Annotated in this window: 9 protein-coding genes; 3 read left to right on the forward strand and 6 right to left on the reverse strand. The window is 61.7% G+C overall.

Translation table 11 applies throughout. The features are described 5' to 3' along the window. Positions 1-14 precede the first annotated feature (14 nt). Together AC1RUK_RS32095 and AC1RUK_RS32100 are read right to left on the reverse strand one after the other, a co-directional pair. Entirely contained in the window at positions 15-3,314 is a 3,300-nt protein-coding gene (locus AC1RUK_RS32095; RefSeq protein ID WP_481837421.1) for an ATP-binding protein, read from the reverse strand. 514 nt (positions 3,315-3,828) lie between these two features. Beyond that, positions 3,829-5,328: an adenylate/guanylate cyclase domain-containing protein gene (locus AC1RUK_RS32100; protein WP_481837420.1), complete on the reverse strand. Its 1,500-nt coding sequence runs from the start codon at positions 5,326-5,328 to the stop codon at positions 3,829-3,831. 295 nt (positions 5,329-5,623) lie between these two features. Between AC1RUK_RS32100 and AC1RUK_RS32105 the strand changes: the two genes are divergently transcribed. Together AC1RUK_RS32105 and AC1RUK_RS32110 are read left to right on the forward strand one after the other, a co-directional pair. Beyond that, positions 5,624-6,715, forward strand: a complete 1,092-nt coding sequence (locus tag AC1RUK_RS32105) for a branched-chain amino acid ABC transporter substrate-binding protein (RefSeq protein ID WP_481837419.1) — start codon at positions 5,624-5,626, stop codon at positions 6,713-6,715. A 75-nt stretch (positions 6,716-6,790) separates the two neighbouring features. After that, positions 6,791-9,259 carry an adenylate/guanylate cyclase domain-containing protein gene (locus tag AC1RUK_RS32110; protein WP_481837418.1) on the forward strand — a complete coding sequence of 823 codons (2,469 nt, stop codon included), beginning with the start codon at positions 6,791-6,793 and terminating at the stop codon, positions 9,257-9,259. A 551-nt stretch (positions 9,260-9,810) separates the two neighbouring features. On the opposite strand, the gene AC1RUK_RS32115 is transcribed toward AC1RUK_RS32110, so the two are convergent. The 3 genes from AC1RUK_RS32115 to AC1RUK_RS32125 all read right to left on the reverse strand — a co-directional run bounded on the left by AC1RUK_RS32115 (position 9,811) and on the right by AC1RUK_RS32125 (position 12,824). After that, positions 9,811-11,196: a hypothetical protein gene (locus AC1RUK_RS32115; RefSeq protein ID WP_481837417.1), complete on the reverse strand. Its 1,386-nt coding sequence runs from the start codon at positions 11,194-11,196 to the stop codon at positions 9,811-9,813. Positions 11,197-11,403: 207 nt separating this feature from the next. Continuing rightward, complete coding sequence (locus AC1RUK_RS32120; RefSeq protein ID WP_481837416.1) at positions 11,404-11,928, reverse strand: GNAT family N-acetyltransferase; 525 nt, start codon at positions 11,926-11,928, stop codon at positions 11,404-11,406. A 74-nt stretch (positions 11,929-12,002) separates the two neighbouring features. Continuing rightward, the gene (locus tag AC1RUK_RS32125) at positions 12,003-12,824 is read right to left on the reverse strand and encodes a hypothetical protein (RefSeq protein ID WP_481837415.1); all 822 of its coding nucleotides are present in this window, start codon (positions 12,822-12,824) and stop codon (positions 12,003-12,005) included. A 205-nt stretch (positions 12,825-13,029) separates the two neighbouring features. On the opposite strand from AC1RUK_RS32125, the gene AC1RUK_RS32130 reads away from it, so the two are divergent. Beyond that, positions 13,030-14,445 carry an adenylate/guanylate cyclase domain-containing protein gene (locus AC1RUK_RS32130; protein WP_481837414.1) on the forward strand — a complete coding sequence of 472 codons (1,416 nt, stop codon included), beginning with the start codon at positions 13,030-13,032 and terminating at the stop codon, positions 14,443-14,445. Positions 14,446-14,497: 52 nt separating this feature from the next. On the opposite strand, the gene AC1RUK_RS32135 is transcribed toward AC1RUK_RS32130, so the two are convergent. Continuing rightward, positions 14,498-14,977 (reverse strand): class I SAM-dependent methyltransferase, encoded by a 480-nt coding sequence (locus AC1RUK_RS32135; protein ID WP_436169410.1) that lies wholly within the window; start codon positions 14,975-14,977, stop codon positions 14,498-14,500. Positions 14,978-15,077: the final 100 nt, after the last annotated feature.

A 15,077-nucleotide genomic window follows, 5' to 3' on the forward strand; every position in this document is an offset into this window, starting at 1 on the left:
AACCTCCAACCCGGCTAGTCGAGAAAAGGCAGCACCACAAGCGCTTCCGGGTCGAGCCCGTGCTGGGCGCATATACCCTGCGCCAGGGAAAAGTAGCGTTCGGCCTCGGCCAGATTGTCGAGGTCGAGATTAAGCGTTGCGAGACCATCATAGCACGGAAACAGCAGTTGGGGCTCGCCCGTTTCGCGGGCTACGTCCAGTGCTTCGTGGAACAAGCCAACCGCCAGGTCCGGACGGCCGTTGCACTGGTGGATCTGCCCAAGCACGATCAACGGCACCGGCAGGTGCTCGCGCTGGTCGAGCGCCCGGTCGATCTCGATGGCCTTCTCGGCAGCAGGCACGCCCTCCGTTGGACAGCGATCCGTGAAAGTACAACAAGCGACCGCCAGATTGGCGAGAAGGCGCGCCTGGAAGCCCAAATCACCAATATGGCGCGCCACTTCAAGACCGCGCCGACAGACCTCCATCGCGTGTACCGGATCCATGGTCGTGTAAAGCACGCCGAGATTGGTGTAGCCGCGGCAGGCCGTGCCCAGCAAACCGGCGGCTTCGGCTAATTCAATGCTACGCTCAATCTGATGCACTGCTTCACGGTTTCGCCCAAGGCGAGCCAGCGCAACAGCCTTGGTATTAAGTGCCTCGGCGGTCACAAGAGTGGCATCACACCCTACCTCGGAGACATGCTCCGTTGTCAGAGCCTGTACGCAATCCAGCGCCGCGTCTGCCCATTTTGCCGCGAGAGCGTGTTCTCCGCTTCGGAACGCCTGTCGGCCACGTTCTTGCCAGAGATGCGCCTGCTCGATCGGGGCATCGGCGCCATCGAGGAGCGCTGCCGCTTCAGCATAGCGGGATTCTGCGTTGTCCCGCTTGCCAACGTCCCAGAGCAGCCGGCCGATCTTACGCAAAACTCGCGCCGAAGCGACACGATCGGCTGACTCTTGGTATGCCTGCAACACCGTCTCGTAGTGGCGGTGCGCGATCTCGCGGCGGCCTGCCGCGCCGCTCAAATCGGCAATGCGCTCTGCAATTGCCAGTTTGAGCGGTGTTTGCCCGATCGCGCCCAACGCAGCCAGTGCTCGCTCGTAGAGACGAAGAGCGTCATCGTTGGCGTATATCATGCGAGCGCGATCGCCCGCCACCTGCAGGTAATGCGCGCCCCTCTCCCGCTCGGCGCTCTGTGCGTAATGATGACCGAGCACGGTCAAATCCTCGAGCCGTTCCGGCTTGTCGCCGCACAGTTGCTCCAAGGCAGCACCAACTCGCCCGTGGATGTCGGTCCGGCGTTGCAGGAGCAGATTCTGGTAGATCACGTCCTGCAGCAACGTCTGCGTAAAGCGGTAGCTTTGCGACGAGACCGAGCCTGATCCGGCAACTTCCTCGATGATTTCCGCATCGCAAAGCAGTTCGCAGCCGGCCTCTACGCGGCCGGGGTCTGCTGTCACGGTTTTCAGCAGTGTGGCATCGAAGCGCGGGCCGATTACCGCAGCTTCCTGGGCCAACCGGCGCACCTCTTGGGGCAGCCGGTCGACGCGAGCAAGCAACATTGCCTGGATAGTGGCGGGAATACCGGTTGCGACTTCGCCTGCCACAGTCCGCCATCGCTGGCCCTCGCGCATCAGTACACCGCGATCGATAAGGCCGCGAACGATCTCCTCTACAAAAAGGGGGTTGCCGCCCGCGCGCTCGAGGATCTGGTCGACAAGCCCTCCTGCGGAGTTTACCCAGCTCTCGCCGAAAAGCGCCGCCAGCAGGCTGCGTCCGTCATCACTGTTGAGCGGCGAAAGCCTGAGCGCTGTGTGACTGACCCGACTTGAGTCGAGCTGGCCGTTGTCCGGCGCCGGACGATGCGTGACCAGCACCATCAACCGCGTGCGTTCCAACCTGTCCATCACGAAACGTAGTGCCTCGAGCGACACGGCGTCGGCCCAATGCAGGTCTTCGACGACAATCAACAGCGGCGACAACGCAAGCCGCCGCTCGATGATTGTGCGGACTGCGTAGAGAATTTGCCGTCGTAGCTGCTCGGGTTCGACATGCTGCAAGGTGGCATCGGGGTCGCCAAGGCCAAGCACATGGTAGAGCAAAGGCATCAGCCGCTTCGCCTCCTCGCCCTGCAGGCCGAGATCGGCAAGCAAGCCTGCGAGCTTACCCCGCATTTCGTCCCCATTGTCGTTTTGCATCATCCCGGCAGCGCTGCGCACCACTGCGCCCAAGGCGCCAAATGATTGTTCGCCCAGCGGTGAGCACGTGGCCTGCCGCACGGCGACGTTGCGAAAACGATCCTCGTCGCCGACGCGGGCGACGAACTCCTTCACCAGCCGCGATTTCCCGATACCGGCTTCTCCGACGAGGCGGACAAGTTGGGCCGAGCCGCCGCACGCCTGGTCAAGGCTCGCCAACATTCTATGGAGCTCCGCACCACGACCTATCATCGGTGCGCTGAGGCCGAGCGCCTCGAGCCCACGCGCTGCACGCGGCGCCGCAAGCGGTGCATCCAGTCGATGGACGAGCACACTGCCAGCCTTGCCGCGAAGCACGACATCACCCAGCGGCTCGTAAGAGAAGGCATGCCGGGTCAGCCTGTGGGTGAGCTCGCCTACCAGCACCTCACCCGGTGCGGCCAGCGATTGCAGGCGTTGCGCCGTATTCACGGTGTCGCCGGTGACCGAATAGGATTTGGCGGTGCCGATGCCCAAGCCGCCAGTGACGACCGGACCAGTGTTTATGCCGATGTGGAGTAGCAAAGGCGAGCCGGAGTGGGGCGCGCTTTCGCCGAGCCGCGCCGTCCGGGCGATCATGTCGAGAGCGGCGCGAAGCGCACGTTCCGGATCGTCCTCATGCGCAACCGGCGCACCGAACAAAGCGAGCAGTGCATCGCCGATGAATTTGTCGACGAAACCACCAAAGTTTCGCACGGCCGCCGTCAATTCCTTGAACAGTTCGTTCTGCAGCGCTTGCATGACCTCGGGGTCGAGCTGCTCGCTGAGTGTCGTGAAGCCGCAAAGGTCGGCGAACAGGACCGTTACCGTCCGGCGATCGGCGTCAGAGACGGGATGCAGCCCATCTTCGCTTTCGATGTTCGGAAGCAGCGACGGAGTTCGAGAAGGCGACACAATGGTCCGGCTTGGCGTCGGAGCAGGCCGTTCGACGGCCTTTGCGGGCGCACCAACGCTTGCCCCACATTTCGGACAGAACTCGAAATCAGGTGCGCACTGGTAGCCGCAACTGGCGCATGGCACGGGCTGGCGCCTGCCGCACCTCGGACAGAAAGCGTAACCGCCCTCAACCTCGAAACCGCAGCCCGAGCAGTCCATAGAACAAAGACCTCACTAGGGGCCGTGACGGCGTGATCTCGCTACGCACTTCACGGCCAGGGTATTCACAAGGATGAACCGATAGCCGTCGACCAGCAAGCGGCAGCGCAAATGGGCATCGAGCGATCCGTGTGGGACCGGTGGCAGAGCGCTGCCGATTCTGGCGGCTGCGTGGCTGTCGTTTGCGTCGAAGCAGCGTTGACAGCCCTGTTCGAGGATTTTTAGCAAGCCCATCCGCTATCGTTCCTCCCTGACCACAAACGGACTTACAGCTTACGCCCAAAACAAGACGCTCATTTTCTGGCGCTGAGCGTCGGCAGTTGGCGCTACTTGCTCGTTCCCATGGACCCGACAAACGGCACCATTCAACCCCGTTGCGGACGCTCGTTCGCAGAAGGCGTACGGTGAAGTTTGACCCGATGCTGCCGTTCAGTCTCACGATCACGAAGGTCCGATAATGTGAGAAAAGGCGACATGGGATCGCGACGGAAAACTGAAATATCGGAAAGTCGCTTCACTCGAGCCCGATCCACACAAAGCCGTCCTGCTTTCGGCAGGGAAATACGATCAGCTTTGCGCGGTTTTTCGAAATGTCACCCAAATATTCAAGGCCCGCGCTGGTACCATCGTGCTCCAATTTCGCCCACTCCCTGATTTCGCCGGTAAGCAGGTCGAAACAACTCTGATGCCAGCGGCAGACCAGGCCAAGATCTGCGGTGATCGTGCTCTCCGTGTGTGGGAGCTTCAGCGCTTCGGCCTGAGCGGAACTTCGGCGTTCGTAGAGCGGCAGATGAAGATGCGGGCAGGCATTGTTGAAGGCGCAATAGTTGTCGGATCCGCGAACGACAACGATATCGTAGTCTTCAAAATCGAGAATCCGGCGTTCGTAGGGCTGAAGCTCGTCTTCGGCAAAAGCGCGAATCCACCTCCTGCCGCCCTGACGGATGGTTTCGCGAGGCCGTCTGGCATTCAGCTCGGCGTCAATTTCGGGCTTCAGCCTGACGATTTCGAATAGGCTTGTGCGCTCGCCGGTACCGCGAAGGCGCACCCTGACGAAGTCGGCGATTTCCACCTTTTCGGCGATCTGGTCGCGGAGGGCCTCGGATATCAGCAAGCGCGTACCAGCATCTTTGTTGGCCGCCTCGACCCGGCTGGCCAGATTCACCACATCGCCGATTGCCGTGAGACGTTCGTGTCCGGCGAAACCCAATGTGCCGATGACGGCTTCGCCATAGTTGAGGCCGATACGAATATCGAAATCGATGCCATACATCGAGCTGAAGAACGGCTTCAGACGATCGACTGTGGCGAGGGTCTGGAGCGCGGCGTTCACGGCGCGGAGCGGAGCGTCGGGCTGGTCGTCGATGCCGAATATTGCCATGAGCCCATCGCCGATGAGTTTGTCGATGAAACCGCCATTCTGCTCGATGATGTCGCCGACCTGGGCGAAGTAGCGATTGAGCAGATACATCACGTCGTAGGGCGAAAGCCGCTCAGACAGCGCCGTGAAATCGACAATGTCACTGAAGAAGACCGCAACATGCTTTGCTTCGCCACAACGCGTCGCGGCGGAACCGCCAAGCTGGCTGGTGATCATCATATCGGTTTCGTCCAGCACCAGGCGTCGGACGCGAAGCTCGCCTTCCGGCCTGAGCTGACAGGCCAGCCTAACTTCATCCGCCAATCTCAACCGGTCCGCCATCGAAGTCTCAGCGGAATTCCGGTCCGGGCAGGCCTCCAGGCCATCGAGCACCCAGACGCGGCAGGTCGAGCATTTCGCCCGGCCGCCGCAGGCATGGGCGAACGGCACGCCCGATCTGAGAGCCGCCTCGAGCAAGGTCTCATCGGCGGCCACGTTAAAATCGATCTGGTCAGGTAGAGCGGTTACTTTGGTCATATTCTTGAACAGAGGTCTGCGGCGTTGGCCGGCTCGCCAGTGTAGCACCAATCGGCTCAGGCAATCGAATGGTGATCGTTCGCCTGGCGGAAACACGAATGTCGGCTCGTAGCGCAACTTGCTCGTTCCAATCGACGAGGCGAATGAGAACCGACCCCTTTGCGGACGGTCGTTCGCAGAAGGCGTTCGATGAAGTTTGACCCAATCACGACGCTCACTCCGGTCATTGCTAACGTCCGGATTTGGCGCGCGGTTCCGACCTCAGCGAACGAAGTTATAACACGCCATTCCAGTGTATGATTGCTTCGCCAAATTGGGTGTGCGCCGCAGCACAGCCAGGATATCCGCGCTCGCGGAAAGGGCTGTCCCCGCTGGCGGGATTGGCGTAAACTACGGTCTTGGGGGTGCATCCATGCACCGCATCATCACCATAGCCATCGTAGCGGCCGCGTTGAGCTGTTCCGCGCATGCGGACGTGCTGATCGGCGGCGCAGGTCCGAACACGGGGCCACTCGCCTGGGTCGGCGAGCAGATGCAACGCGGCACGGAGATGGCCGTGGCCGACATCAATGCGGCGGGAGGCGTGCTCGGCCAGCAGGTGGAGTTCATCTCGGTCGACGATTTCTGCGATCCCGAGCAGGCGGTGGCAGCCGCCCAGAAGTTGGTGGCCGACGGAGTCGTGTTCGTCGTCGGGCACTACTGCTCGGGATCCTCGATTCCCGCATCCAAGGTGTACGAGGCGGCGCAGGTTCTGCAGATTTCGCCAGGATCGACCAATCCGCTGCTGACAGAACAGGGCCGCACCAACGTTTTTCGCGTCACTGGCCGTGACGATGCGCAGGGCCTCGTGGCCGGCAATTACCTGGCCGACCAGTGGGGCAACAGGAAGATCGCGATCCTCCACGACAGTTCGACCTACGGGAAGGGTTTGGCCGACGAGACAAGAAAGCAGTTGAACAAGCGGGGCGTGACCGAAGCTGTCTACGACGCCTACACCCCCGGCAAGAATGACTATTCCTCGGAGATCGCTGCGTTGCAGGCCGCGGGCATCGCCGTGGTGTATGTCGGCGGCTATCATACCGAGGTTGCGCTGATTGTTCGCGGTGCACGCGACCGCGGCTACACGGCTCAGATCGTCTCGGGCGATGCCCTGGCGACCGAGGAATTTACCCTGATCGCCGGCCCTGCGGCCGAGGGGACCCTTTTCACCTTCCCGGCGGATCCGCGGCCAAACCCTGAAGCGGCCGCGGTTGTGGAGAAGTTCCGCGCCGAGAACTTCGAGCCCGCCGGTTACACGCTGCACAGCTACGCCGCCGTCCAGATCTGGGCGCAGGCGGTCGCGAAGGCGGGTTCGCTGGAGCCGACTGGGGTCATCGCGGCACTGCACGGATATGAGTTCCCCACAGTCCTGGGCCTGGTCGATTTCGACGACAAGGGCGATCTGACGAAGCAAAGCTGGGTTTGGTACGTCTGGAAAGGTGGAGAGTATGTGCCGGTTGAATAGGGACCCGTCGACAAGCGGCGTGCCGCTTGAGATCTGATGCAGACCAGTGTGGCGGGATCCTTCAGACTCGCCGCGATGCTTGAACGCCTCGGCATACGCGGCCGCTTGCTGCTCGCTTTCTTCGGGATCAGCGCCCTTGCGGTGTTGGCAACCGCCGCGGCCCTCTATGCCTTCCTTCAGGTTGGCGAGGTCGTAGACCGCATCACCAGGGATAGGGTGCCGCCGGCGCTCGCCTCCCTCCAGCTGTCCCGCCAGGCCGAGCGGGTAGCCGCTGCCGCGCCTTCGGTGCTGGCAGCGACAAGCAAGGCTGAGCACAGCGCCGTCTCTGCTGCTGTCGCTGTCGAGATGTCCCGTCTCGAGGTTCTGCGCACGGACCTCAGGGACGCTACGCTCGGCACAGTGCCTTTGGCCGAAATCGAGGAAGCCGCGATTGTTCTGAGGCGCAACCTGAAGGAGCTCGACTCTCTTGTTGCCGCCCGGCTGGACGTGGTCGCCCGCAAGGAGGAGCTCCTGAACCGTCTCTCCGCGACGACGACTGGAAGCCAGCGCCTCGTGGCTACCGGCATTCTGGTGATGGATTCCAGGCTCCCGCAATGGCGGGCGGTCGCGGCCGACACGTCGCTTTCGCCGGATCGACGCGCAGCGGCGATGGCGGACCTGGTCCAGGCGATTGCGGCCTACATTCCACAGCAGAAGGCGCAGCAGGAGATTTCGGCGGTCAACGACGCGCTGGTCAAGGCCGCGAATGCGCCAACGCCGGGCGACCTGGCGTTGATCCTGTTTCCGCTGCGCCGCTCGCTCGCCGCTCTTGAAACGGCTTCCACCCAGATCGACGAGAAGCTGCGGACCCGCTTCCAACTGCGGGTGGAGGAGTTCAAAGCCCTAACCGACGGCGAGAAAAGCATCCTCAAGGCACGGGAGGACGAATTTGCCGTCCTGGCGCAGGGCGAAAAGCTTCTGGCCGAAAACAATCGGCTGTCGCGCAATCTTACCGCTGCCGTCGATCGCCTGGTCGCCACGGCAGACCAGGAGATCGCTGCGTCCGGTCGCGAAGCTGCGGTCGTCCAGCGCTATGGTACCGGAGTTGTCCTTGGCTCTGCCTTCTTCAGCCTCTTGAGTTCGGTTCTGGTTGTCTGGCTCTACGTCGATCGTAGCCTTCTCGCCCGTCTGGGAGCAGTGAGCCAGGGTATGCTTGCAATCGCGGGTGGCAATCTGCATGCGCCGCTGCCAGCCGCGGGCAGCGACGAAATCGGGCGCATGGCCGAAGCGCTGAGACTCTTCCGGGATACTGCTGTCGAGGTCGAGGAAAAGAACCTGCGCGACGTTGCGGAAGCTCGTCAGCGGCTCATCGATGCCATCGAAAGCATCTCCGAAGGATTCGCTCTGTACGACGGGGAGGACCGCCTCGTCCTCAGCAACAGCCGCTACCGCGAATTGCTCTACACCGGTCTGGAGACCGAACTGACGCCCGGCACGACATTCGAGCAAATCATTCGCCGATCCGCTGAGCGCGGCTACATCAGGGACGCCGAGGGGCGGGTCGAGGAGTGGGTCGCCGAGCGCCTCTCGCGGCACCGCAACCCTGGCGAACCTTGGGTGCAGCGGCGAGGGGACGGGCGATGGGTCATGATCAGCGAGCGGCGGATCAGCGCCGGCGGCACCGTCGCCGTCTATTCGGACATCACTGAGCTGAAGCAAAGGGAGGAGAACCTCGCCGAGAAATCCGTGGTTCTGGAGGCGCTTTCCAGCAAGCTGGCCAAGTATCTGGCGCCCCAAGTGTATCGCTCGATATTCACCGGCCGCCAGGAGGTCAGGATCGCCAGCCAGCGGAAGAAACTGACAATATGCTTCTCCGATATCGCGGGCTTTACCGAGACCACTGACAAAATGGAATCCGAGGATCTCACCCAACTCCTCAATCACTATCTGACGGAAATGTCGAAAATTGCTTCGGATCACGGCGCGACGATCGACAAATATGTCGGCGACGCGATCCTGATGTTTTTCGGCGATCCCGAGACTCGTGGCGTCAAGGAGGACGCGCTGGCTTGCGCGCAGATGGCACTTGCAATGCAAAAGCGGATTAGCGAGCTTGCCGAAGTCTGGCGGGACATGGGGATCGAAACACCGCTGCGCTGTCGCATCGGCATCCATACCGACTATTGCACCGTCGGTAACTTCGGCAGCGAGGACCGAATGGACTACACGATAATCGGCGGCGCCGTGAATCTCGCCTCGCGCCTGGAGCAGGAGGCGCCGCCGGGGGCCATCCTCATTTCCTACGAGACGTTTGCGCAAGTGAAGGACTCAATCGACTGTGAGGAGCTGGGGCACGTCCAGGTCAAGGGGATCGCCTATCCCGTCGCCACCTACCGCGTCATCGATCTGAAGGCCAATCTGGCGGCCGCTCGTCGTGCCGTTCGAACCGAGCTGCCGCACTTCAGGCTGGAACTTGAACCGGAGCTGATGTCCCCTGACGAGCGTGGCGATGCCGCCACTGCACTTCGAGATGCGCTGGATCGGCTTTGTCACAAGCCCGGGTAGCAGGGCTTGGTCCACAACGACCCCTCCCAATGGACGCAAGGGGTGGGATGTGGGACGCCGCTCATTGGCGCTATCGATGCGAAGGCCGCAGAACGGTCGCGGTCAGTCTCGAACTCGGGCGGAACGTCCGCATCGGAGTCGAAACTTAACATTCACGGCATCACTGGCAAGGTCCGGATATGGCACAAGTTGCCCGTTCCGGGCGCCGCCTTAAACGGCAAAGTTTGACCCAGAGCGGGCGCTCGACGTGACAGTGTCGAACGTCCGAAAGCGTGATAGAGCAGTCATTGCCGATTTCGAACTCGTGGTGGACGGGCTCGCAAGGCCGGTGTCGTGCAATGACAGGTGAGGCCATGTCAGGTCAGGCCTTGAACTGCAGACAGCTCGCAGGCAAGCCATATGATCGTCGAGGCGGAAGCCGTCGTCGAAATCCCGAAAGGTATCAGCGTCAAGGAAGCGGCCGGATCAGACGCCTGAGGCTCACCGATAGATCGCCGTCGCTTGCGGTTGCGCACTAGAAAATCAACCTGAAACAAGGCCTGAAGCGAGGCTCAGGTCGCCTTGATCTCTGCCTGGCCGATCTTGCGCCATCGGGCGTTTTCGCGAACCAGTTTCAGGTCGTCGGTCGTCTCGGCAAATGTCCGCAAACGGTATTGCCGGAGCAGGTCCGGGAAGAGCGCCCCTTCCGGCAGGCCGGCAAGCTGCTCGCGGACCGAGATCTTTTCATCGATGACCCGCATGCCCCAGGCATTTTCCCGAACCTGCAGCTCCGCAGCCAGATCGCGCTCTTCCGGCGCGTTTTCATCTAGCGCAGCCAGCAGGATCGAGTGGAAAAGCGCGACATAACCAATCTGTCTCAGGCCGCCCACAACCCGCACGCGCGGCAATATAGCAAGGACGAGAAACATCAGGAACAAGTTCGGCAGCAGCAGGCCGTCCAGCAGCGCCTGCTTGAGATGCGGCCGCTCGAACGGGATGGAAAGACCATGCGGCCTGTCGGGCTCGATCAGGTGCCCGTTCTCGAGGACGAGCTTGCGCACGCGCTCCTCGCGGATGCCCCAGAAATAGGCCGTGGCATTGGGCAGGAATCTGCCAAATGGGCTCGATGCGGCCTCTTGCAAGGCACGTTCGAGACGCTGGCGCCTTGCGGGCTCAATGAGCAGCCTGGAAAGAAGGCTGCCGTCACATTCTAGATGCCGCGCCATGGCAGCCGCGGCGAGCCGATCATCGATGAAAACCGGCATGGCCATGCCGGAACGATCCCAATCGGCGACCAGATCCTCGTTGAGGGCTGTCAGCGCATCGGCGGCGGTTCCAAACACCTTGTCCCGGCTGGCAAGCAGTGTGCCCAGCCAGCGGCTGGCATCCGTTTCGTCGCCCACCGCTTCGAGCGCGCGCTTGTTGAGGGTGACGGGACCTGCCACGCAGGCGCTTTTGCGGCACAGTTTGTGGCGCCCCATGCCAAACAGGTTGACCTTGTCGTCGCCGACATCGAGCCATCCCGGCCCCTCCCGGCCTATTGTCTCCATGGTCATCGTCGTTCCCATGAAGCTGAAGAAGGTCGACAGCCCGTTTTCGACCGCGCCGAGCCAGGCAAGCAGGAGGGCATCGAAGGTTATCCGGTCCATCAGAAGCAGGCAGTGCAGGCCGGACTGAATCACCGGTCTGTGCTCGAATTCTTCGAGGGCCTTGCCGATCTCTTCAGGCTGCATGATCACACCAAGGCGCTGGCCCAGGACTTCGCGCAGGATCGAGCGGGCAGCGATCGCCGGGCCCGATGCGGGCCTTGCCACCGGCCGCCACAGATGGCGGGCGTAATCGGAAACCGGTGCATTCCAATTCTGCTCGATGTCACGCACGACTTCCGGGCAGAGCAGCGACAGCACAGCCAGAATTTCCACCGGAGGCGTAGGGGTTGGATCAACGACGGCGGTCATTGGTCCCGTCTAGCCGCTTGCGGTGCAAACGCCAAGGGAGACCAGACTCGCAGGATGCGGCCGGCCCACACATAGATTGTCAACGCGATCAAAATGGTGTGGGACGAAATTGACCGTATCCAACGGAGTTCTCCATGAGCAATCACCTGTTCGCCGATACGGCACGAATTGTTGGATTGGCTAACAGTTAAGGCCAAACAGCGGATCTCAGAACCGCAGCCGGGCCATGCTCAGGAGGTCGTGGTACTGCCCGTCGGTAAAACCGGCCTTCACATGCCGGCCTTCGACCTCGAAGCCGTGGCTTGTGTAGAGACGGACGGCCGATTCATTGTCGGCATAGACGGTCAATTCGACCCGCTTCAGGGCACGCCAGTTGTCGGCCACGTCAAGCAGCGCGCCAAGTATGGCAGAGCCGATACCCTTGCCGACAAAGGCATCGTCAAGGCCGATATTGATCTCGCCGATATGCGAACGGCGCGGCGAACCCTGCACGACCAGGTTGCCATGGCCGACGACCTTGCCGTCCAACTCGGCAACGATCCAGGTGGTTTCCTGGCCGGACTTGGCGATGCGCCGCTCCACCTGCTCCACAATCTCGAAGGGCATCCTGAGCGTGCCCCTGCGGAAGCCCGGCATGTTGAAGATAGCGCAAAGCGCCTCCGCATCGCTTGGCCGGACAGACCGGAGCTGTGGCTGGATTTTCTCGGAGGATGGCGAAGTCGTGCTGGTCATGGCGCTCCCGGCGAAGGCAATCGGCCCGGCACGATGCACCGGACGTCACCTGAAAATCCAGCCGTCTCTGCAACCTAAGCCGATTGCGAGCTAAAATACCGGGAGGCGGCGTAGAGTTTGAAGACGCCGCTGATGCCGATCCAGCCGAAAAGGGCGAGCCAGCACCATGTCCCGGTCGCCGTCCAATCGATCCGGTGCACCGCAGCGTCGGTGATGACGAGGCCAAGGATGGCAAGTAGGCCAACCAGAAACTGCGCCAAGCCGAGCACCAGCAGTTCCTCGCGCGGCGCGCTTCTCCAGACGAGATATATGCCGCCCGAACCGGCGAGGAAGATGGCGCTGTAGACCTGAGCGTGGAAGGCATCGATCGGCCATGGCCAGATGCTTCCGAATGTCAGGGGAAACAGCAACAGACCGACGCCGTAGAGCCCAAGTATCGCCGATTCCGCCCGCATGTAGCCGCGCCATGCGGGGTTTAAGGTCACGCCTTTTGCAGAAGGACGGGCCCTTGCCCGCCACAGGAACAGCCCGGATACGGCGACCGAAGCAAGATAGACCAAAAACCAGAGCCAGGGCGCTTTGCGCTCGAAGTTGAAATAGCCGAGATTGATGAACGAAGCCACCGACACGATGACGGTGAAGATGAAGGCCATGACGAGCACGAGCCTGCCGGGCGACCAGCGATTCCAGACCAGCAGCGCTGCCATCACGACCATTTCGGCGGTGTAGAAGCCGCCGAGGAAGCGGGCATTGAACGGCGTGACGGCCCAAGGCCAGCGCGGCTTGACCAGCACAGGCGCGAAAAACAGGCTGGCGCCTACGATCAGGACGAAGATGACCACAACCGAGAAAAGGCGCAGGGCCGCGGGAAATGGCGGGTTGTTGGGTGTCGGCATGGGAGAAAGCCCCAAAGATGAATGCCCCATGGACCATCATAGTGCCGCTTGCGGCCGGTGAAAATCCGCCGAATGGAAATTGAACCGTCCCCAGGCGTATCCATTCGAATGGCCGTAAGGTCCGTTTCGAAGTAGGATGGAGCGCCCGGACCGAAGACCGGTCCGGTCAACATGTCTCGGGGACGCATTTTCCGGAGCCTGCACGATGAACGAAGCTCAGGATCTGTTCTTGCTTCTGCGGCAATCGACCGATGTCGATCCACAGGCAATCGACGCGATCAGGCGAACCATCGCGGAGGGCAAGGACCGCGAACTTTGCCGCATCAATGCGCCAGCCTTCGCCAGCAAGCATGGCCTCGACGAGGAACGCGCCATAAGCGCCTTTCTCCATGCGGCGCGGGTGGGGATCTTCGACATTTCCTGGAATGTTCTGTGCCCCGGCTGTGGCGGCGTGCTCGACACCAACGCCACGCTGAAAACCCTGCAGAAGGACGAATACACCTGCGCGCTATGTTCTGAGGGCTATTCGCCGACCCTCGACGAGATGGTCGAGGTGACATTCACCGTCAGTCCCCGCGTGCGCAGGATTGCCGCCCACAATCCACACGAACTGCCGGTGGTGGAATATTTCCGGCAGATCTACTGGGCGTCCGGCGTCGATCTGCCGGAAGGGGATTTGGCGAAAAAGATGGAAGCGTTCTCGCTGGAGGATATCGAGCTTGCGGCTGGTGAAAAGGCGGTTCTGCCCATACAGCTTCCGTCCGAATTCATCATCGTCTTCGAGCCGGTCACCCATTCAGCGCAGTTCATCGACGGGAAGGGCGAACCAACAAAAGAGCGCCGAAGCCTCTCTTTGGTCTTCGACCGCGACCATGTCCAGAGCCAGACGCTGGAGATGCAACCCGGCCCGTTGCGCATTTCGCTGGAAAACAGGACCGACGCCCGCGTGCTGCCGACGGTCTTCATCGCCGGCCAGGTATTGCATGATTTCCTGGGCAAACGCCGGCCCTTCCTGACTGCCAAGCGCCTGCTCACCAACCAGACGTTCCGCGATCTCTATCGCACGGATACGCTCGACATCAACCAGCGCCTGAAGATCACCAGCCTGACCTTCCTGTTCACCGACCTGCGCGGATCGACCGAGCTTTACGAGCGAGTGGGCGATCTTTCAGCCTTCGATCTCGTGCGCGAGCATTTCCAGGTTCTGCACGAGATCGTCGCGGCGGAGGCAGGCGCGGTGGTGAAGACGATCGGTGATGCGGTAATGGCGACCTTCGCGACGCCTGATCGTGCGATTGCTGCGGCCCTCAGGATGCGCGATGCCATGCGTGAGCTCAACGACAAGAGCGGGCGCGAGGATCTGCTGCTCAAGATCGGAGTCCATGCCGGCCCCTGCATTGCCGTGTCCATGAACGAGCGACAGGACTATTTCGGCCAGACGGTCAACATTGCTTCGCGGGTCCAGAATCTTGCCAACGCACAGGCGATCTTCGCCACTCGTGCGGTGGTCGACGACAATCTCACCGCCGATCTGTTGCACAGGAACGCGCTGACGCCCGTGCCCCACGAGGTCTCGCTGCGCGGCATTGAGCGGGAGATAGCAGTCTATACGATCCCCTGAAGACTTGGCCCCTGAAGATTTGGCCCCTGAAGATTTGGGTCGTCTCGGCCCCTCACACGCGCCTGCAGACAAAATAACGATCGGGGGGCACCGAAGGCGGTGGCGGGAGGGGTTGCAACAGCGGGTGATCGAGCGGCGTGCCGCTGACCGCGATGCCACCGACGCGAAGCAGGCGCGCGATCAGATCGGGAAGCCAGGTAGAGGTCACTGCATCGCGATCGTCATAGCCGGTGCCGATGTCGGCATGAACAAGAGCCGCGTCGACGCCAATGAACCTGGTCGCCGTCTCGCGTATTTCGCCGAGCACGAGGTTTTCAGCTTCTGGAATTGAGCTGGCGTGTGCGCCAAGTTCGCGGTCGAACACCACGATCCGGCGTCCGGGCAGACGCTCGCGCAGATGGTGGAACGTCCGACCATTGCCGAGGCCGAGCTCGAGCACCAGCCCTTCCATCTTCGCCACCTCGGGGCAAACTTGATCGAGAATGTCGCGCTGTGCAGTCATCCTGCTGATGAAATTCTCGAGGCGAGTCATATGCGTTTGTGTGTCCTGAACCCAGCTCAAGAGATCGGCAATGCCCGCGACCAGAACGGTTCACGGGTGAAACCCGAGGGCGACGTGTTTAACCCCGATC

It is taken from the genome of Mesorhizobium monacense (assembly GCF_056781675.1).

Excerpts from the sequence above, each read along its gene's own strand:
- AC1RUK_RS32095 (WP_481837421.1), bottom strand. The coding sequence starts at position 3,314 with ATGGACTGCTCGGGCTGCGGTTTCGAGGTTGAGGGCGGTTACGCTTTC.
- AC1RUK_RS32105 (WP_481837419.1), top strand. The coding sequence starts at position 5,624 with ATGCACCGCATCATCACCATAGCCATCGTAGCGGCCGCGTTGAGCTGT.
- AC1RUK_RS32110 (WP_481837418.1), top strand. The coding sequence starts at position 6,791 with ATGCTTGAACGCCTCGGCATACGCGGCCGCTTGCTGCTCGCTTTCTTC.
- AC1RUK_RS32115 (WP_481837417.1), bottom strand. The coding sequence starts at position 11,196 with ATGACCGCCGTCGTTGATCCAACCCCTACGCCTCCGGTGGAAATTCTG.
- AC1RUK_RS32120 (WP_481837416.1), bottom strand. The coding sequence starts at position 11,928 with ATGACCAGCACGACTTCGCCATCCTCCGAGAAAATCCAGCCACAGCTC.
- AC1RUK_RS32125 (WP_481837415.1), bottom strand. The coding sequence starts at position 12,824 with ATGCCGACACCCAACAACCCGCCATTTCCCGCGGCCCTGCGCCTTTTC.
- AC1RUK_RS32130 (WP_481837414.1), top strand. The coding sequence starts at position 13,030 with ATGAACGAAGCTCAGGATCTGTTCTTGCTTCTGCGGCAATCGACCGAT.
- AC1RUK_RS32135 (WP_436169410.1), bottom strand. The coding sequence starts at position 14,977 with ATGACTCGCCTCGAGAATTTCATCAGCAGGATGACTGCACAGCGCGAC.